We start from the raw sequence: 19,292 nt of genomic DNA, 5'->3' as shown, positions 1-19,292 counted from the left end.
GGCCAGCCCCGCACCCTATGGCCATAGTTCAAACGCTACCCGAAACGTATTGCAATGCGCATCCACGATATCGGCCAGCCGCTCGGAATAGCCACCGCCCATGCTCACGGCCACGGGCAGGCCGCGGGCATGGCACAAGCCCAGCACCAGCTCATCGCGCTGCCGGCAGCCGGTGGGAGTGAGGCTCAGCTTGCCCAACTTGTCGGTAGCCAGCACATCGACTCCGGCCTGGTAGAAGATAAAATCGGGTTTCACCCGGTTCACCAGCGGCTCCAACGTATCGCGGAGCTGCGCCAGGTATTCGGCGTCGCCGGTGCCCAGCGCCAGCGCAATATCCAAATCTGATTGCTCTTTGCGCAGTGGATAATTGGCCCCCGCGTGCATGGAAAATGTGAAAACCCTTGGCTCATCTCGAAATATAGCCGCCGTGCCATCGCCCTGGTGGACATCTAAATCCACTATTAAAATTTGGTTTGCCAGCTCATGCGCCAACAGATGCGCCGCCGCAATGGCCTGGTCGTTCAGCACGCAGAAACCTTCGCCCCGGTCGGCGAAGGCGTGATGCGTACCGCCGGCCAGGTTCATGCCGATGCCATTGCGCAGGGCCCGCAAAGCCGATTGCAGCGTGCCCGCGCTGCTGCTCAACGAGCGCCGCACCAGCTGCGGGCTTTGCGGCAGGCCCAGGTTGCGGACTTCGCGGTCCGTCAGCTGCAAATCGCGCACACGGTGCCAGTAATTGGCGGTGTGTACACGCAAAATGTCTTCCTCCGAACACAGCCCCGGCTCGTAGAAATCCTCCGGCGCGGCAATTCCCTGCCACAGCAGCTGCTCCCGAATCAGGACATACTTGGCAATGGGGAAGCGGTGCCCGGCGGGCAGGTCGAGGGTATAGTGGTCGGAAGTAGCGAGGCAGGGCATTGCCGAGTGGTACTATTGATGCGAGGCAGATGTTTTGAATAAATCAGCTTTTTGTGATAATAAAGGACTGCTAATAAACGTCCTTGAAATAGGAGCTGTTTAGGAATTCAAAAAATTAAGTGACCGTAATGCCTCGGCGGCGTTCGGTATGACCGACTGATAAACTACTAAACAGCTTCATAATTAAAATTGGACTTTTGAATCATAATTAGGCGGTGGTCTAAAACGGAATGATTTTGATTCTAACGAGACAAAAGCAGCTTTCGAAAAAGCCGTTTCTACGGCTACTCAAAAGCGTGTTTTGCTTCTCGGTTAATTCATTAGATTTTGGTGTTCATCCTTTTTTAGACCACCGCCCATAATTAAAGTGTCTGGAAATAATTTATACTTAAAAATTATTTGCGCTTGATGCTTCGGTTATTTCTGAATAAAGCGCAAGCACCTCAAAAAGCTCACTTAAACCGACCAGTTGGGTTTGCTATGTCAACTTATTGTCAACCCCAACGACTACCTCATGCACCTCGACGGGAGCCATACGGTAGTGGCTTTGCTGCTGCTGCTGCCCAACCGGTACATCAGTGTAGTTGGGCGTAAGGAATACGCCGTATGCGGGCCCCAGCACATCGAGTAAGGCGCTTCCCATCAGACGGAAATTGCGATGAACCTGCCCGGGACCGTAGTCGGCGCGCTCATGCCCGACGCTCATCCTCCGCAATCCAACTGCTCGTCACTACGCGTAGGTGGGCGTGTCTCCTTAGGGAACAGTTGTTTTCATAGCTCGGAAAGCCTCTCGCCTTTGGCGGGAGGCTTTTTTACTGGACAGCTTCGATGATAATAAAAGCAAAATGCCCCAACCATAACGGCTGGAGCATTTTGCTTTTAGTGTTGACGGTCAGTTTCTTCTGCTTACTGGATGACGAGTCTCTTGGCGACGAGTCCGGCGGCGGTGCGGGCCAGCACCGAGTACACGCCGGGGGCCAGCCCGGCCAGGGGCAACTCGAGGGCCTCGGTGGTGCCGGCGGCCAGCGTGCGGGTGAGCACGGTGCGGCCCAGGTTGTCGACCACCACCACGGTGGTGGCGGTGGTGCCGCGCAGGGCCACGGGCAGCAACAGCGTGGCCGTGCTGTGGGCCGGGTTGGGGTACACGGTAGCCAGCCGGGCCAGTGCCGCCGGGGCGGTGGCCAGCACGCGGTTCTGGGTGGAGAAGACCACGGCGTAGCGGCCGCTGGTGGCCCCGTTGGCGGCCAGCGTCAGGCTTACTGCGGGCGTGGTGGCCAGGTCGGAGTAGGTGCCGGTGAGGACGTCGCGCAGGTAGGCGCGGTAGTTGGTGGGCAGGTTGGTCAGGTTATCCACAGCCAGCGTGTAGGAGCCAGCGGCGGCGGCGCTCAGGCGCAGGGGCAGCACCACATCGGTACCGGTGAGCACGGGCAGGCCGTTGATGGCAACTGCTTCGGCGCCCGCTTCGGTGGCCAGGGTTAAGCCGTTGCTGTTGGGCAGGTCGGCGGCGTCGAAGGCGCGGTCGAAGGCGGCGGTGGCCCCTTGCTCAAAGTAAACGGCCGTCTGGGTGGCGGCGGTAACGTTGCGCAGCGTTAGCGTGAGCTGGGCTCGGTCATCGGCGGTGCCGCGCTGGAAGGGCGTGTTGTTGTAAGTGGTGAGACGCTCTTGGTTGGTGAAGGAGATGCTGCCGACTTGGCTGGGCGCGCTGGTGCGCACGAAGAAGCCCTGCGATGAAGGCAGAATATTCGTGCCGCCGTTCACGCCCACACCGTTGATGTAGCTAGCATACGAACCGGTGTACTGCCCGCTGCTCTTGAACACATAGAGCGCATTGTCAACATTGGTGAGGCGGCCGGCGTTAATCATGGCCTGCCAATCGAGCGGGGCGGGGTAGGGGTTGCCGCGCAGGTGGTAGCCGCTTTCGGCCTGGCCGCCGCGGGTGAGGCCGCCGGCCGTGAGCGGGCCATTATTGAGCGTGCCCACAAAGTCCACATTGGCCGTGGCCGGGATATTGACGGTATAGCCGCGCGTCGCTTCTAGGCCATCGCCCAAGCTGTTGGGTGAGAAGAAACCTTTGTCAAAGTCCATCGGTACGGGGCTGCCACTGGTGTTCACGCGGTTTTCGTCGTAGCCAAAAACCGTGGGGAACGGCCGCACCGTATTGCCAATCGTATTGTAGTTGGGGTTAACTATTGGCGCATAGCCGGTGGTGGTCAGGTCATTCACGGTACTGCCGCTCACGGGTGGGCTGTAGTGGCGGTAGCCCACCCCACCGTTGCGGCTGGGGTCAATGTAGCGTTGCACGGTAGCCGCGCCCACCACGCTGCCGCTGATATTTACCACCTGAGCCGTGTTGTTGGCATCGGAAAGCAGCGTAAAGGTCTGGCCCGTCACGGTGAGGTCGCCATAGAGGGTGAGTAAGCGGCGGACCGAGGCGGAGGCCGCTAAGGAGGCGGCTGTCGCCAAGTTGGCCGTGCCTAGGCCAATGGTCAAGTTCTGGAAAGTGGTGGAAGAGGTACCGCCAATGGTTTGGGCAGTATTCAGGTCGAGTACCACGGTGCCGCTGCCGCTGCCGGCCAAGGTCCCGTCGTTGTTAGTGAAGTTGCCGCCCACTACCAGGTTGCTGCCGTCGGCGGTGGTAAGCAAGGCTCCGGTGTTTAGCGTGATGGCGCGGGTTTGCTGGTTGGTGCTTACAATGGGCTGGAAGGGCGTACCGCCGGGTATCACCACATCGGTGGCGGCGGTGGGCACGAAGGCGGGGGTCCAGTTGGCGGCCGTGCGCCAGTCGGTACTCACCGAGCCGTTCCAGGTAACGAGCACGGGCGGGGCCAGGGTCACGGCCAAGTCGCGGATTTCAAAGTTCAGAAGGTTGCTGGCGGGCACCGTGTTGCCCAGTTGCGTGGCCACGCCAGTGGCCAAGTCGAGGCGATACGTATTGGTGGCGCGCGCGCCATTCGAGCGCGGGGCCGTCACCTCCGTCACGTAACCCACGTTGGTGTTGTTGCCGGGGTTGAAGTAGATATCCAAGCCAATGGCATCAGGCTGCCCAATGCCATAAGTGCCGGGTGCGGAGCCGCCTGTGATGACGAAAACTACTGTGCTTTGCGTGTTCAGCGTGCCAGCATTGGGCGGGTTCTGAATAGAAAACACGCCATTGTTGCGGTAGTCAAAATCATAAAGCGTGGTGGTAGCAGCCGTGCCCACCGTGGAGTTGGTGTAGGCTATTGCGCCCACGCCAGGATTGATACCGGCGTTGGGGTCGCCGGCGGCATATGCTAGCGTGCCATCGGTGGCGGCAATGCTGCCAGTGACGGGGTTGAGGCGGTAGTTGGTATCGTTGGAACTCACTACCCGGATGCGGTCCACGGTCGGGTTAAAGTCAAAGCTAATACGTTCGGAAGGCCCACCCAACTCCAGCCTAATAGCGCTGCCGATGGGCGAGGCCACGTTGGTGCCGGGATTGAGTAGATACAACTGCGCGTTGGCTCCAACGGTGGTGGCATCATAGCCTAGGGTATAAAGCAGGTTATCGGCGGGACGGTAATCAATGCCAATCAGCGTTTGGCCAGCTGCCACGCCCGCAATACGCACGGGTGCCAGGTTCTGGGCCGCGCCACTATTGGGGTCGATAAGCACCAGGCCCTGCGCCCCCACGGGTTCGCCCCGAAAGTTGGAGCCCGTGATGGTGCCCAAGCCCATGATGGTTTGCGCTCGGACCAGCGGTGAGCTGGTTAGTAAACCAAGTGCTAAGAGGCAGCGTGCGCCGCATCGGCCCAGCCAGGGATATGATTTAAGAGATGGTATGATTTGTCGCATAATGGTTATCGCTTTAATGGTAATATTTCGGGTGATACTAACCGTTGATGTGGTGATTCTTAAGTTAGTAAAAAAAGTCTTGGTCGGATTTGCGTCCGTGTACGGGGCTCAAAAAGAAAAGATTAATTTCAGCTGATAGAATATTAATAAAAATATGAAAGCTCTCTTATGCCGTAATAATTACCAATAACTGATGTGGCTATCAGGGTAAGCATCTTCCAAAGCAAATGGTCCGCTCCCCGACGAAAATCGGGCAACGGACCATTCTTGCTTCAGTAGTAGGCTACTACCCACTACTGTCTACTGAATCACAAGGCGCTTAGCGACGAGCCCGGCGGCGGTGTGGGCCAGCACCGAGTACACGCCGGGGGCCAGCCCGGCCAAGGGCAACTCGAGGGCCTCGGTGGTGCCGGCGGCCAGCGTGCGGGTGAGCACGGTACGGCCCAGGTTGTCGACCACCGCCACGGTGGTGGCGTTGGTGCCGCGCAGGGCCGCAGGCAGCAACAGCGTGGCCGTGCCGTGGGCCGGGTTGGGGTACACGGTGGCCAGTTGGGCCAGGGCCGCCGGGGCGATGGCCAGCACGCGGTTCTGGGTGGAGAAGACCACGGCGTAGCGGCCGCCGGTGGCCCCGTTGGCGGCCAGCGCCAGGCTTACGGCGGGCGTGGTGGCCAGGTCGGAGTAGGTGCCGGTGAGGGCGTCGCGCAGGTAGGCGCGGTAGTTGGTGGGCAGGTTAGCCAGCTTATCTACAGCCAGCGTGTAGGAGCCAGCGGCGGCGGCGCTCAGGCGCAGGGGCAGCACCACATCGGTACCGGTGAGCACGGGCAGGCCGTTGATGGCAACTGCTTCGGCGCCCGCTTCGGTGGCCAGGGTCAGGCCGTTGCTGTTGGGCAGGGCGGCAGCATCGAAGGCGCGGTCGAAGCCGGCCGTGGCCCCTTGCTCAAAGTACATGGCCGTCTGGGTGGCGGCGGTGGCGTTGCGCAGCGTTAGCGTGAGCTGGGCTCGGTCATCGGCGGTGCCGCGCTGGAAAGGTGTGCCGGGGTCGGTGGTCAGGCGCTCGGCATTGGTGAAGCCTAGGCTACCGGTCTGGCCGGCCACGGTGCGAACGAAGAAGCCCTGGGCCACGGGCACCACGTTGGTGCCGCCGTTGGTGCCCACACCGTTGATGTAGCTGGCGTAGGAGCCCGTGTACTGGCCGTTGCTTTTGAATACGTAGAGCGCATTCTGCACGTTGGTCAGGCGGCTGTTAGTCACCATTGCGTTCCAGTCCAGAGGTGAGGGGAAGGGGTTGCCGCGCAGGTGGTAGCCGCTTTCGGTCTGGGTGCCGCGGGTGAGGTTGGCCGCCGTGAGGGGCGTCACCCCATTATTGAGCGTGCCGGTGAAATCGACCAGCGCCGAGGCGTTGATGTTCACTGTGTAGCCGCGCGTCACTTCAAGGGCATCGCCCAGGGCGTTGGGCGAGAAGAAGCCTTTGTCGAAATCAGTGGCGGCACCAGTACTACCGCTGGTGGTCACGCGGGCTTCGTTGTAGCCGAATACGTTCGGGAACGGAGTTACGGTATTACCCACAGTGTTATAGTCCGAGTTCACGATGGGCGCAAAACCCGTCGTTGCCAAATCATTCACCGAAGAGTTGCTCACCGGCGCCGAGTAGTGGCGGTAGCCCACGCCACCGTTTAGGCTGGGCGCGATGTAGCGCTGCACCGTGGCCGAGCCCGTGAGCACGGCGCTGCCGTTGTTCACCACGTAAGCCGTGCCGGCGGCATTGCTCAGGAGCGTGAACGCGTTGGTGCCGCCGATGGCGAGGGTACCGTTCAGGGTCAGGGCCCGCTGCACCGATACGGCGGCGGCGGTGCTGGCGGCGTTGGTAACCGTCAGGTTGGGGAAAGCAGAAGCGCTGGTGCCGCCGATAACCGAGGCCGTGCCGCCCAGTACCAGGGTGCCGGTGCCGCTGCCGGCCACGCTGCCGCCGTTGCTGGTGAAGTTGCCACCGGTGGTTAAAGTGCCACCGTTAGCCAGCGTTAGCACGGCGCCAGAGGTCAGCGTCACGAGGCGGCCCTGTTGGGCGTTGCTCACGGTGGGCTGGTTGGGCGCACCGCCCGGGATGATTACGTCGTTGTTGGCGGCAGGTACCTGGGCAGGTGTCCAGTTGGCGGCCGTGCCCCAGTCGGTGCTCACGTTGCCGTTCCAGGTGATAAGTGTGCCGGCCTGAATAAAGGCGGCCAGGCCCGTTACGTTCGTGCCCTGCCCGATGGTGCCGAGGTTGGTAACTGCCCCATTGGTCAGGTTGAGGTTGTAGAGCTGGTCAAACGAAGTACGGCCGGCCGTGGCGTCGGTGTTCAGGGCCAGCAGCGCCAGGTTGGTGGTCGTGCCCGGCGTGTTGAAGATGTCGAAATCCGCGCCATCAGGGGCGGCGGCGGTCAGGCCGCTGGTGCCCTGCGCTACAAGGACGCCGTTGTTGGGCGGGCTTTGCAGGTAGAGCGTGCCGGTTACCGCATCGTAGTCAAAGAGCTGCGTCGTATTGGCATTGCTCTGGTTGTTGGTGTAGGCAGCCGCACTGGCGGGAGCGGTCAGCGCCACATCCGTGGCAGCAATGCTGCCATCGTTGGGGTTGAGGCGGAGATTGGCGCGGTTGGTGCTGATTACCCGAATGCGGTCGACGGTGGGGTTGAAGTCGAAGCCGATGCGGTCCGTGGTGCCGCCCAACAAGAGTGTAATCGGGGCCGTGCCCACGGCCGTCACGGCCCCGGTGGTCAGATTCACCGTGTACAGGCGCGATTCGCCATTGGTGGCATTGTAGCCCAGCGCAAACAGCTGGCCCGTAGCCGGGCGGAAGTCCGCGCCCACCACTACCTGGCCCGCCGCTACGGCGCCCAGGTTCACCGCCGAACGGATAATGCTGGGCGCATTCGAGTCAAACGAAATCAGGTTGCCGCCCGCAATTGCGTACACCAGCTGGCCGGTTACCGCGCCCGGAGCCACGGCCACCGTCGAGGCAGCCGACAGGGGCACCGAAATATCCCGCACGCTGATGCCCAGGCCAATAGCACCGAGGTCAGATGCTGCCTGAGGCGTATTCACCGTGGGGCTGAAAGCATCCAGCGAGTAAAAGCGGCTGTTGTTGGGGGCCGCGGTGGTAGCGGCAGCCAGATAACCGATGTTGGCCGTGCCGTTGTAGTAGATGTCGAAGTCGTTGATGGCCCCAATGGCTCCGCCCACGCCCGCGCCGTTCACGCCGGTTAGCGTGCGCGAGTTGGTGAGGGTGCCGTTGTTCGGCGGGTTCTGCAAGGAGATAAAGCCCAGCGCATGGTCCAGGGCGTAGAGCCCGGTGGCCGTGGCCCCCACGAAAGAGTTGGTGTAGGCCACGCTGCCCACGGTGGGGTTCTGGCCCGCGCCGGGGTCGCCGGCGGCGTAGTTCAGGTTGAGGTCGATGCTGGCAATGCCGCCGGTGGTGGGGTTGAGGCGGTAGTTGGTATCGGCGGTGCCCTCCACCCGGATGCGGTCCACGGTGGGGTTGAAGTCGAAGCCGATGTGGTCGGTAGCGCCGCCCAGCTCCAGCCGGATGGCGCTGCCCACCGCCGTAGCGGCACCCGTAGACATATTGATGATGTACACCTGGGCGTTCAGCCCCGGCGCTATCAGGGCGACATCGTAGCCCAAGCCAAACAGCTGCCCAGTGTTGGGCCGGAAATCAGTACCCACCAAAATTTGCGTAGCCGGCAAGCCCGAAATGGCCACCACGCTGCGCACCACATTGGGGTTATTCGAATCGAACGTAATGATGTTGTTGGAAGCGGTAACGCCGTACACTAACTGCCCGGTGATGGCCACGAGGGGAGCCGGGGCCGGAATCGATACGGCGATATCGTACACGTTGAACGGAGCCTGTGCAAAAGCCGGCACGATGTTGCCGCGAAATGTGGCTTGGCCGGTGCCCAGGTTCATCGTATAGAGGTTGCTGGCGGATAAGTTGTCGCTATTCGGGGCCGTTACTTCCACCACAAAGGCCTCATTGGTGCCGGGCGTGGTAAAGAACGATACGTCTAGGTCAATGCCCAGCGGCGAGCCCGTGCCGAAAGCACCAAACATTACGGTTTGCTTATTGGTGAGCACGCCGTTGTTGGGCGGATTCTGAATGGAGAGAATGCCCGTGTTCAGCTCATCGAAGTCGTAGAGCGTGGTGTTGCTGCTGGCAAAGTAGGAATTGGTGTAGGCCACCGCGCCCACGCCGGGGTTGGCGGGCGTACCATCAAGGTAATTCAGGGCAAGGTCGGTAGCTGCAATGCCGCCGGTGTTGGGGTTGAGGCGGTAGTTGGCATCGTTGGTACTCACCACTCGGATGCGGTCCACGGTGGGATTAAAGTCGAAGCCGATGCGGTCAGTCGCGCCACCTAAATTCAGGCTGATGGGGCTGCCCACGCTCGTGGCTACGCCCGTGGCGGGGTTTAGTGCGTAGAGCTGCGCATTGACGGCTGGGAAGGCCGCCGACGCGTTGTAGCCCAGCGCAAACAGCTGCCCGGTGTTGGGCCGGTAGTCCATGCCCACCAGCGTTTGGCCCGCCGTCACGCCCATCACTGGCGTTACGGAACTGGCCGGCTGGCCGTCAGAGGCCGTGATGCTGAAAATGCCCTGGTCGCCGGCCGTGCCGCCAGTCGGCAGCAGCGGGTTGGTACCAGCTGTAATGTTTTGGGTGAGCGTGCCCAAACCGTAAACCGTCTGGGCTTGGGCATCGGCCGCTCCCAGGAGCAGCGCCAGGCTTGCAGCAGTGCCCAGCAAACGACGAATGCCCTGGCGCGATGCTAGGTGCGAAAGTAGTGGTGTGTGCATGAACTGAAAAGTAGGGTTAGTGAATAGAAAAGCCGAACAAATGGATATACTGCCTGCCATGGGCTGGCGCGACTCAGTTACGTGTGCTTGGGGCTAATTGGATGAGCCCTTGATGACTTTTTAACAACTAAATTTTGTCGTGCTCAGCACGTTGCGCACAAAAGCAGCAAAAAGGCCTCAATCCGCTAGGATTGAGGCCTTGATAATTGCAACTGCCCGTTTCGCTTAGTACACCACCAAGCGCTTGGTCACCAGCCCAGCCGCGGTATGCGCCAGCACCGAGTAGATGCCGGGAGCCAGGCCGGTCACGGGCAACTCTACAATATCGGAGGAACCAGCGGGTAAGGTGCGGCTCAGTACTACCCGGCCCAGGTTATCCGTTACCGAAACGACGGTGGCTTGCGCGCTCCGCAGGGTGGCCGGCAGCCGCAGGGTCGTGGTGCCGTGCGCGGGGTTGGGGGCCAGCGTGGCCAATTGGGCCAAAGCAGCCGGGGCTGCCGCCAATGGCAGGCCAATGGCTACGGCAATGTCGCGCAGGGCGAAGGGAATGGTGCGCGGCACGGTATTGCCCACCAGGGTGGCCTGGCCGGTAGTCAGGTTCAGGCGGTATAAATTACTGCTGCCCATGGCCGTTACTTCCATCAGAAAAGCTTCGTTGCGGTTGGTAGCGCCGTTGGCGTAAATATCGATGTCTATAGCCGCTGGTGCCCCCGTCACAAACGAGCCAAACATGACCGGCACCGAAGCCGTGAGCGTGCCATTATTGGGCGGGTTTACAACGGAGAGCAACGCCGTGTTGGCCGGGCTGGCGGGGGACGCAATGTTCAGCTCGTCGAAGGCATAAAGCGTGGTGCTGATGGCCCCCGGGAAGGAATTGGTATACGCCACGGCGCCGACGCCCGGCGTAGCAGGCGTGCCGCTGGCATAGGTCAAGTTGCCGTCGGTGCCGGCAATGGCTCCGGTGCTGGGGCTGAGGCGGTAGTTGGCGCGGTTAGTGCTCACCACCCGAATCAGGTCGGCCACGGGGTTGAAATCGAAGCCGATGCGGGCGGTGCGGCGGCCCAGCTCCAGGCGCACGGCACTGCCCACGGGCGTGGTGGCCCCGGTGGTCGGGTTCAGGGTGTAGAGCTGGGCATTGGCTGTGGGAGCCACGGTCAGGGTGTCATAGCCCAAGGCGTAGAGCTGGCCGTTGCTGGGCCGGAAATCCATCCCAACCAGTTTTTGGTTGGCCGGCACGCCCGCTATTGGCGTGGCAGCCCCGGCCACGCCCGTAGCAGGGTCGATGGTTGTCAATCCCTGCGAGCCCGCCGGCGTGCCCAAAAAATCGGCGGTGAGCGTGCCCAGCGCATACACGGTCTGGGCCCGGGCGGTAGGGCCAGCCACTAGTGCCAACCCAAAAATAGCGCTGGCCAGCCAGCGGCTAGCAGTCAAAAAAGAAGGTAGGCATGAGGTCATAATTGCAATAACTGCAGGAGGGGAAAAGTAGGATTTCAAACAGCCGCACCCCTCTAAGGTTACTGTTGCCAGACAATTGGAAAACCTTCATACAGCCGTCGTCAGTCGGCGCTGTATTCTGCTACGCCACCACCCGGACCACATCACCCACCCGAATGCGGCCGCCCTGCGCAATGTGCGCCGTGAGGCCGCCGTGGCCCCGCATGGCGTTGTAGCCGCCGGGGCCCAGCTCTTCCTCCATGCGCGAGCAGGGGTGGCACTCGCCGGTTATGTCGAGCAAAATGTCGTCGCCGATGCTGATTCGGCGGTTTTTCAGGGCCAGTAGGTTTAGGCCACTCACCACCAGGTTGCGGCGCAGGCGACCGGGGTTCAGCGGCGCATCCAGCCCCAGAAAGCCTGCTACTGCCGCCAAATGCTCGTGCTGAATGAGTGTAATCTGGCGCTTGCCGCCGGCCTTGGGCCGGGCGTGGTCGCCGAGTAGGTGCGAGTCGGTTTTCAGCTCCGCTTCCGGTATTGAAATCAGTGGTTCGCGCCGCACCGGCCGCTGCCCAATCCATTCTATTGAGCCGGTTTGGGGCAGAGTGGCCAGCAGGCGCGCCACTATCGATTTATCGTCGCCGAAGAAAGGAAAAGCCATAAGTAGAATAGGAAACGGAAGAAATTACAATTCGTCGGGCGTGCCGAACCCGTCGCGGATTTCGGTGTGCCGAATCTGGCCGCCGAGGCTGCCGGCCCGGGCCAGTAGGCCAAAACTGATAAAGGCCAAGGCCAGGGTCAGCAGCGTCAGGAGCCGGGCCTTGGGCGAAGTATTTTTCAGCAGCAGCAGGCTGAACAACGCCAGGGCCGCCGCGCCTTCCAGAGCCCAAAATCCCAGCTCCGCTGCCTCGGCGTGGTTTTGAATCAGGGCCCCGCTCACGCGGGGCATGTCCTGCACAATGGCCGCCGCGCCCTCCCCCGTGAGCTGCGCGGGCAGGCACAGCAGGCCCGCCGTCAATACCGCCACTAGCCCGGCGCGAGTCAGGCTCAGGTTTTTTTGCAGCACGCCCGCCGCCAGCAGCACGGCGGCAAACAGACTGCCCATTATGGGCAAATGATTAACAATGAGGTGGATGTGAGCTTGGTTCATCGAGGAGAATACTGGGGTGCAGGGCAGGGTGGCAGCTACGGCTACAAAACTACTTCGGCCTTAGCGGGTGGTAGGTGGCTACGCAACCGTTGCGGCTGCGGCATGACTCTTATAAAATGAACTGCCAGCCCCTACAAATCGTTATTTCGGCAGCAGTTTCTGCAATCTTCAGAATTGAACTTTGGTGCATACTGCCAGCCGCTTTTCGCTCGTTGTTGCTAAGTGTGCTGGTTGCTTAAGTTCAACTCTTTGCGCGCTTTTTGGCTAAATTTTAGCCTATTAGCAGTAATAATTCTCGGTACTGCGCTTGCCTTTGTTTTGGACATTAGTCATTCACTCCCGACTTTCAATTATGACTTTCCTTCCTCGTTTACTCAGCCGGCTGGCGGTTCCGCTGTTGCTGGCGCTGCCAGTGTTGCTGGGGGCTCCGGCCCGGGCCCAAACCGCCCCGGCTCCCACCGACGTTATCCGTGAAATCACCGATGCCGTGGGCCTCAAATCCCGGTTCGAGCTGCGCGCCACCCGCGAAATTGATAACGCGGCCGCCGTGGTCTACAACGGCAAGCGTTTCCTGCTCTACAATCCCGACTTCCTGAATTCGGTGAACCGGGCCGGCCATACCGACTGGGCCGGCATCAGCATTCTGGCCCACGAAATGGGCCATCATCTCAATGGCCATACCTTGCGCACCGGCGGCTCACAGCCCGCCGATGAGCTGGAGGCCGATGAATTCTCCGGTTTTGTGCTGCGCAAGCTGGGGGCCAGCATGGCCCAGGCCCAGGCAGCCATGGCCACCGTGGCCGACGATGGCGGTTCGGCCTCGCACCCCGGCCGGGCCCCGCGCCTGGTGGCCATCGGCCAAGGCTGGCAGCGGGCCAATGGTCAGATTGTGGCCAGCGCCCGGGCCGTGGCTCCGTCGGCCGCGCCGGCGGTGGTAGCCGCACGCCGCGCGCCGCAGCCCGGCCGTTCCACCTATGACAGCACGCCCGTGCGCCTGTTCCCGATGGAGCCAACCGCCGCCGATACCCGGGAAATGGTGGCCATCAGCCAGACCAGCGGCGATGCTGTGCGCCTAGTGGGCCAGCTCACGTTCCGTAACGACCCCGAGCAGCGCTATTACCTCACCAACGGCCTGAGAGTGGTGCGCGTAGATGCCGAGGACAATGCCGAGGAAGTGGGCCGCGTGACTCGCACTAGCAGCCCGGCCTTTCCCTTCGTGCTGACCGATGGCCGGCAGCGCCGCCTGTTCATCACCGCCCGCGGCGATGTGTACGACAAAGCCGGCCAGCGCGTAGCCAAGCTGCACGACCCGTCCTAAATCGAATAATGAGGAGTGTGAACTACGGCAACGCCGACTGGTCCCAAGCCAGTCGGCGTTGCCGTGTTTGGCGGGTGGGTTGTTCCTTCGTGGCTTCAGCCAGCTTATCGCCTCATGTCCCAACTACCCTTTCTGCTCGTCGATGCCTTCACTACCCAGCCACTGAGCGGGAATCCCTGCGCCGTGGTGCTCGATGCCGATGCGCTGGACCCCGCCATGCGGCAGCGCCTGGCCCGCGAGTTCAATCAGTCGGAAACCGCCTTTGTGAATCGGGCCGCACCCGGCAGCACCGAATTCACGGTGCGCTTCTTCACGCCCGCCGAGGAGATTCCGCTGGCCGGGCACCCCACCATTGCTACCGTCACGGCCCTGCTCCACGCGAGCCGGGTGGCGCTGCCTGCCTCCGGCGCTCCTCTCACGCTCACCCTGCACCTGCTCCACGGCCCCATTCGGGTCGATGTAATGTCGCCGACTGGCACCGAGCCCCCGTTGGTGTGGATGACGCAGCGCCAGCCGGTGTTCGGGGCCACGCACGCGCCGGAAACCGTGCTGCCGCTGTTCGGCCTCACGCCCGACGACCTGTTGCCCGGCGCGCCCATCCAGACGGTGAGCACGGGCACGCCCCAACTCATGATACTGCTGCGCGACCACGCCGCCCTGCGCCGCGCCCACGTCGCCGACCCCGCCGCATTGGGTCGCTATCGCGCCGAAAGCGACTTTTTCAGCCCGCACCTGTTTTGCCTGGGCGGGGCCACGCCGGCCGGCCACACCTTTGCCCGGCACTTCGGCACCCCGCCCGATGTGTCGGAAGACCCCGTCACCGGTTCAGCCACGGGCGGCATGGCCGCCTACCTCTGGCGCCATGGCTACATCAATTCGCCAAATTTCCTGGCCGAACAGGGCCACGACATGGGCCGTGCCGGCACGGTGCAAGTACGCATCAGCGGCGCCCGCGAGGCCATAGATGCGGTGCAGATTGGCGGTACCGGCGTGGTGGTGCTGGAAGGCAGTTTGCGTGGGGATTTGTAGGAGAAGGAGGCAACTGAGTCGAGGTTTGAGCTGTTAACGAAGCAAAAAATCCGTCATTTCGAGTGCAGCCGAGGTATCTCGCGTGCTGAACTACAGCGGTTCTCAGGTTCGTGCACGTGGCGTAACTGGGGGAACCTCACCCCCGGCCCCTCTCCAAAAGAGAGGGGAGCCTGATGACCAGTACACCAACCTGAGAACCGCTCTAAATGAACCGTCAGGTAATGTGAGCGAGATGTCTCGGCTGAGCTCGACATGACGATATTATTACCTTTTTTCTTTCCGTCAGTGCCCGAACTTCCCGAAGTCGAAACCTACCGCCGCTTTATTGACCAACTGGCCGTGGGGCAAACCATTGGTGCTGTGCAGGTAAATGATGCCCACGTGCTGGCTACGCCCGAAGACCAGCTTCGTGCCGGCTTGGTGGGCCATACCATCACGGGCACCAGCCGGCTGGGCAAAAACTGTTTTCTAGAGCTGGACAACGGCCAGGTGTTGGTGCTGCATTTCGGCATGACCGGCGACATCGGGGCCTACCGCGACGAGCCCGATGCTCCGCGTTTCACCCGCGTGGCCCTGCACCTCGAGGATTCCGGCCTGCGCCTCGCCTTTATCGACCCGCGCAAGTTTGGCCGCATCCGACTGGCCGAAAGCGCCGCCGCGCATCAAAAAGCCAAGAAAATCGGCCCTGATGCGCTGGAAATAACCGCTGCCGAACTGTACCAGAAACTGGCCCGGCGCAAGACCCTGCTGAAACCCTTGCTCCTCGACCAAAGCATCACCGCCGGCCTCGGCAACTGGATTGTGGATGAGGTGCTGTTTCAGGCCAAAATTCACCCCGAACGCTTGGGTACTTCGCTGACGGAAAAGGAAGGCAAGGCCCTGCACACTGCCATGCAGCTGGTGCTGAATACCGCCATTAATCAGGAAGCTAATTACCGCCATTTTCCTGCCAGCTTCCTCATTCATGCCCGCGAGTGGGACACTTCGGCCACGCCCGCCAGCGACGATGCCCACACTTTTTGCCCGCGCCACCCCAAAGTGAAAATTGAGAAACAATATGTGGGTGGGCGGGCCACTTACACCTGCCCCAAGTGCCAGCCCGCGCCCGCGCCACAAGCATAATTGACATACCCGCGCCCGCACGCCCTAAACACACAGGCTCCAAGCCAATCAGCGGCACCAGCAGCGTGCTAATCCAATGCGCCCGCGGTGTTTCTGACGCGTTAGAAACACCGCCAATTAGTAAAGTAGTTGGAATTAGTTTCCACGTTGCTTCAACGCTTGTACTACCTCGTATTCCGTTATCTGACCAGGGTAATTGGCGTAAAATATGTTGTCTTCATTCAACCGGTAGCCGCCAATCAATGCCCGTTGGGAGGCATTAAAGTGCTGCATAGCTAAAGCCTCCTGGCCTTGGGCCCGGTAGACCAGGGCTACATAATAATTGGCTTCGGGGTGCTGCGCATACATTTTCAGGCACCGCTCCAGATACGATTGGGCTTGCGCGTACTGCTCTCTTTTTAGTGCCAAAATACCAGCGTAGCACAGTGAATTGAAATGAATTTCGCCCTGTCCGGTAGTTCCGCGCTGCAGCAGCATGTCGTAGTTGAACGCTGCCTCCGCCCGTTTATAATTACCCGTTTCCATCTCGCACAAGCCCTCATAAAACGCATAGGTGTGGTCCATTTCCCGACCGTTGGGCTTGAGTTTAGCTACCCGCTGAAAATCGATAATTGCCCCGGCGTAATCTTTGGTAAAAATACATTTGAGAAATCCTCGGTAAGCCAGCCAGCGGTTCGCATCCAGTGCCACGGCTTTGTCTACGAGGGGAAAAGCTTTGGCATAATCGCCGCACTTGATGAGCGGCATGGCCTTCTGTTGATACGCGTAGGCGATGTTGGGGCAGGCCGCAATCAGGCTGTCGCAATACAGGGCCCACTTCGGACTCAGGTAGCTGATGGTGTGCGCGCCGCGGTCAAGGTATTTGGCAACCAGACTGTCTTGGTATTGCTTGCTGCCGCAATTGGGGTCCGTTATCACCGCAACCGGTTTTTGGCAATGCCCTAGCTGCGCCATTGCCAGTAAGCTAAGGAATAACGGCCACGACTTTCCCATTGCTTATTTTGAAGGTTAAATACGTGTAGTAATTCGTTGATGCGCCGTTCGGAAGGGTGGCCATTTGCCAGCTCGTCAGCGTTTTCAGGAAGGCATATAATTCATTCACCAATTCTTTGCGGAAGTGAATTTTCTGATAGGAAGCATCGGTTTGCAGTACTTCCGTTTTGGGTTGCCGGTAGCCTGCGCAGTCCACCAAAAACCGGAATGTAATGTAGCCGCTGCCAGTGTATCGTTGGTTTTTGCCCCGCAGAAATAAATTCGCTTCCTCGACCAGTGTGGCTGAGCTACGTGGGTATTTCCCATCTACATTAAAATAGACCACGAAGGGAGTTTTCGCGCAAGCTGGGTTGCGGGCGGTTGTGGTGTCTAGATATTCCCCGTCCGGCAACACGATATTTTGACTGTGGCCCGGTAGATACAGCAGTAGAAAAAGCAGCGTAAGTATCTGCCTTAATTGTTGTTTTGGCATGCGCAACATTAATGAGTGGTTTTGTTGTCCCACTCGTCGTAATTCTTCTTCATGGCCCAAAGTGTCGAGAGTAAGGCCACCGCTACAATTAATCCGACTAAGACGCTGGCGAAAATAAATACAGCAAAGGATGCAATTATCAAATAAATACGCAGCCCGACTTTGCGGTATTCGTCTTCCTGAAGCGGATACTTACTGAGCTGGAATCCGATGATGCTGGCCCACAGCAAAATCGCCCAAGACAACACCCCCAGAAAGAAAATGCCGCTTGCCCGCATCATCATGATGCCGCTGCCTACCAGACCGAGTAGGCAGAGGACAATCGCAATTAGCGCGAAAACGCGAATGATTTTGGGTTGATACATTGGCAGTGGGGAAATAAGTGCCGAATGTACGGGCTGGTGATTGCCCGGCTTTACTGCTTCCTGCCCAAACCCTTATTCTGATAAACTCGCGTTTACCCTAGCTCGTTGTTTTTCGCGGCGGCTTTGCGGTTCAGGGCAGTGAGGGGCGAGCGGGTGATATCAGACTCGCTGTCGTAGCCTTTGCGGCGCACGTTGGCGGCGGCGCTTTCGCCGGTGGCCGGCAGGGCGCGGTTCATCCAGCTCAGGATGTCGGTGGTGGTGCCGGGCAGCAGCCCGTGGAAAGCGGCCAGGAATTTGGCGGGCAGCGAGAGGATGACTTCGCCATCGCCGCGGCGGCAGGCATTCCAGATTTGGCGGGCGGCCTGCTCCGCGCTCAACGTGAAACCGGGCAGCGAATCGGCGATGCTGAACCAGGCAAATTCTTTTTCGTGCTGGCCCTTCACTTCGACATGGCCAACGCTGCCGGTGCGCAGCAGGCCGGGGCACACGGTAGTCACCGAAATGCCGTGCTGCCGCAGCTCGGCCCGGAAGCCTTCGGACAGGCCCACCAGAGCAAATTTGCTGGCACTATACGGCGCCATGTGGGGCAGGGCCACCTTGCCGCCCAGCGACGAAATATTTACGACGCGGCCCGCGCCACGCTGGCGCATGCTGGGCAGCACGGCCAGCATGGCGTGCAGCGGAGCCCAGAAGTGCATGGCCATGGAATCCTCAAAATCGCGCACGTCCATGTTGTCCAACGGGCCAGCGGTGATGATACCGGCATTGTTTACGAGCACATCAATCGGCCCGAGGCGGGTTTCGACTTCGGCCACCATGGTGCGTACCTCCACTTCGTTGGTGAGGTCGCGGGAAAGGGTGAGCACGTCGGCTTCGGCCGCGCCGGCCATGAGCAAGTCCTGACGGGCGCGGGCCAGCTCGGCCTCGTCGCGGGCGCAGATGGCCACGCGGGCCCCCTCGGCCACGGCCTGGCGGGCCAGCACGAGGCCCAGCCCGCGCGAGCCGCCGGTGATGAGCACCACGCGGCGGCTCAGGTCGTAGGAGCCGCGGCGGTTGCCCCATATGGTTGCGGCCAGGGCGGCGGCCCCAAGGCCGGCGGCCAGCAGCCAATTGGTTTTCGAGCGATTGGCGTTTTTCATGGTCAGTAATAAGGCAAAAGCTATACAAAGGTTTCACAATGGAGGGCGAAAGCCCGCTTTTTCGACTATCAGTGGCACGAAACGTGGTTTGGACCGCGTTGCCAGGCTGGCTGGTTCGGTTTTCAGCCGATATTTGCGCCGCGTTCGCCGCCGGCTTTTTTCTGTAATTCCCTGTTCCTATGAAATTGTTGTTGCTTTTTTCTGTGCTGTTGTTGGGTACCGCGCCGGCCGGGTTGGCGCAGGCCCCTGCCACCGCCATTGTCAAAACCAAGGTGAAGCCCGTGAGCCAGCCCGGCGTGAAAACCAAGGTTGCGCGGCCGGCCGAAACACCGATGACCGCGCCTTCGGATGCGGTGATTGATGCAAAGGCCAACGCCCTTACCACCAATATGCAGCAAAATCTGGGCCTTTCGCCCCAGCAAACGGAAAAGGTGCGCGTCATCAACCGTCGGGCCGTGGAGCAGGTCGAGTCGGGCCGGATGCGCTACAAGGGTGACCCGCGCAAGCTGGCCGGCATTGTGGAAAGCGCTGGCAGTTCGCGACTGTCCGCCATCAAGGACGTGCTGACCCCGACTCAATTCAATAAGTACCAGCGCAAGCGCGAGGAGAAAATGGGAGTGCCCAACGTGCAGGGCGTGCAGGGTAACTCTGCTCCCGGCCTGGGCGGTGGCGCGGGCGGCGACCAGTAGCGCACAGCACGCGATAATCTTACTTTCAA

Annotated in this window: 15 protein-coding genes; 5 read left to right on the top strand and 10 right to left on the bottom strand. The window is 60.7% G+C overall.

Going from position 1 to position 19,292, the window contains the following annotated elements:
• Nucleotides 1–15: 15 nt before the first annotated feature.
• A complete protein-coding gene (locus IEW17_RS09420) occupies nt 16–918 on the bottom strand; it encodes a histone deacetylase family protein (RefSeq protein WP_188561791.1) in 903 nt (300 codons plus the stop codon).
• 475 nt (nt 919–1,393) lie between these two features.
• Between IEW17_RS09420 and IEW17_RS09415 the strand changes: the two genes are divergently transcribed.
• The gene (locus tag IEW17_RS09415) at nt 1,394–1,549 is read left to right on the top strand and encodes a hypothetical protein (protein WP_188561836.1); all 156 of its coding nucleotides are present in this window, start codon (nt 1,394–1,396) and stop codon (nt 1,547–1,549) included.
• 275 nt (nt 1,550–1,824) lie between these two features.
• Here IEW17_RS09415 and IEW17_RS09410 read toward each other — a convergent pair whose 3' ends face one another.
• The 5 genes from IEW17_RS09410 to IEW17_RS09390 all read right to left on the bottom strand — a co-directional run bounded on the left by IEW17_RS09410 (nt 1,825) and on the right by IEW17_RS09390 (nt 12,136).
• On the bottom strand, nt 1,825–4,614 hold the full coding sequence (locus IEW17_RS09410) for a DUF4394 domain-containing protein (protein WP_188561790.1): 2,790 nt from the start codon (nt 4,612–4,614) through the stop codon (nt 1,825–1,827).
• A gap of 417 nt (nt 4,615–5,031) precedes the next feature.
• Entirely contained in the window at nt 5,032–9,555 is a 4,524-nt protein-coding gene (locus tag IEW17_RS09405) for a DUF4394 domain-containing protein (protein WP_188561789.1), read from the bottom strand.
• Between the two features lie 225 nt (nt 9,556–9,780).
• Nucleotides 9,781–10,986: a DUF4394 domain-containing protein gene (locus tag IEW17_RS09400; RefSeq protein ID WP_188561788.1), complete on the bottom strand. Its 1,206-nt coding sequence runs from the start codon at nt 10,984–10,986 to the stop codon at nt 9,781–9,783.
• Between the two features lie 145 nt (nt 10,987–11,131).
• A complete protein-coding gene (locus IEW17_RS09395) occupies nt 11,132–11,647 on the bottom strand; it encodes an MOSC domain-containing protein (RefSeq protein WP_188561787.1) in 516 nt (171 codons plus the stop codon).
• A 24-nt stretch (nt 11,648–11,671) separates the two neighbouring features.
• Nucleotides 11,672–12,136: a hypothetical protein gene (locus IEW17_RS09390; RefSeq protein WP_188561786.1), complete on the bottom strand. Its 465-nt coding sequence runs from the start codon at nt 12,134–12,136 to the stop codon at nt 11,672–11,674.
• Between the two features lie 352 nt (nt 12,137–12,488).
• On the opposite strand from IEW17_RS09390, the gene IEW17_RS09385 reads away from it, so the two are divergent.
• From IEW17_RS09385 to mutM, 3 genes are all read left to right on the top strand, one after another.
• On the top strand, nt 12,489–13,454 hold the full coding sequence (locus IEW17_RS09385; RefSeq protein ID WP_188561785.1) for a M48 family metalloprotease: 966 nt from the start codon (nt 12,489–12,491) through the stop codon (nt 13,452–13,454).
• Between the two features lie 114 nt (nt 13,455–13,568).
• Nucleotides 13,569–14,483 carry a PhzF family phenazine biosynthesis protein gene (locus tag IEW17_RS09380; RefSeq protein WP_188561784.1) on the top strand — a complete coding sequence of 305 codons (915 nt, stop codon included), beginning with the start codon at nt 13,569–13,571 and terminating at the stop codon, nt 14,481–14,483.
• Between the two features lie 285 nt (nt 14,484–14,768).
• A complete protein-coding gene (gene mutM, locus IEW17_RS09375) occupies nt 14,769–15,605 on the top strand; it encodes a DNA-formamidopyrimidine glycosylase (RefSeq protein WP_188561783.1) in 837 nt (278 codons plus the stop codon).
• A 135-nt stretch (nt 15,606–15,740) separates the two neighbouring features.
• Here the strand turns inward: mutM and IEW17_RS09370 are convergent, their stop codons facing one another.
• The 4 genes from IEW17_RS09370 to IEW17_RS09355 all read right to left on the bottom strand — a co-directional run bounded on the left by IEW17_RS09370 (nt 15,741) and on the right by IEW17_RS09355 (nt 18,574).
• On the bottom strand, nt 15,741–16,598 hold the full coding sequence (locus tag IEW17_RS09370) for a tetratricopeptide repeat protein (RefSeq protein ID WP_188561782.1): 858 nt from the start codon (nt 16,596–16,598) through the stop codon (nt 15,741–15,743).
• Nucleotides 16,570–17,070 carry a hypothetical protein gene (locus IEW17_RS09365; protein WP_188561781.1) on the bottom strand — a complete coding sequence of 167 codons (501 nt, stop codon included), beginning with the start codon at nt 17,068–17,070 and terminating at the stop codon, nt 16,570–16,572. The genes IEW17_RS09370 and IEW17_RS09365 overlap by 29 nt, the downstream gene beginning before the upstream one ends.
• A gap of 8 nt (nt 17,071–17,078) precedes the next feature.
• Nucleotides 17,079–17,435: a hypothetical protein gene (locus IEW17_RS09360; protein ID WP_188561780.1), complete on the bottom strand. Its 357-nt coding sequence runs from the start codon at nt 17,433–17,435 to the stop codon at nt 17,079–17,081.
• A gap of 92 nt (nt 17,436–17,527) precedes the next feature.
• A complete protein-coding gene (locus tag IEW17_RS09355; RefSeq protein WP_188561779.1) occupies nt 17,528–18,574 on the bottom strand; it encodes an SDR family NAD(P)-dependent oxidoreductase in 1,047 nt (348 codons plus the stop codon).
• A gap of 179 nt (nt 18,575–18,753) precedes the next feature.
• On the opposite strand from IEW17_RS09355, the gene IEW17_RS09350 reads away from it, so the two are divergent.
• The gene (locus IEW17_RS09350; protein ID WP_188561778.1) at nt 18,754–19,263 is read left to right on the top strand and encodes a hypothetical protein; all 510 of its coding nucleotides are present in this window, start codon (nt 18,754–18,756) and stop codon (nt 19,261–19,263) included.
• Nucleotides 19,264–19,292: the final 29 nt, after the last annotated feature.

Origin of the sequence: Hymenobacter frigidus (assembly GCF_014640435.1) — a bacterium.
Taxonomy (GTDB): Bacteria; Bacteroidota; Bacteroidia; order Cytophagales; family Hymenobacteraceae; genus Hymenobacter; species Hymenobacter frigidus.
This window is presented reverse-complemented; position numbering and strand designations above follow the sequence as displayed.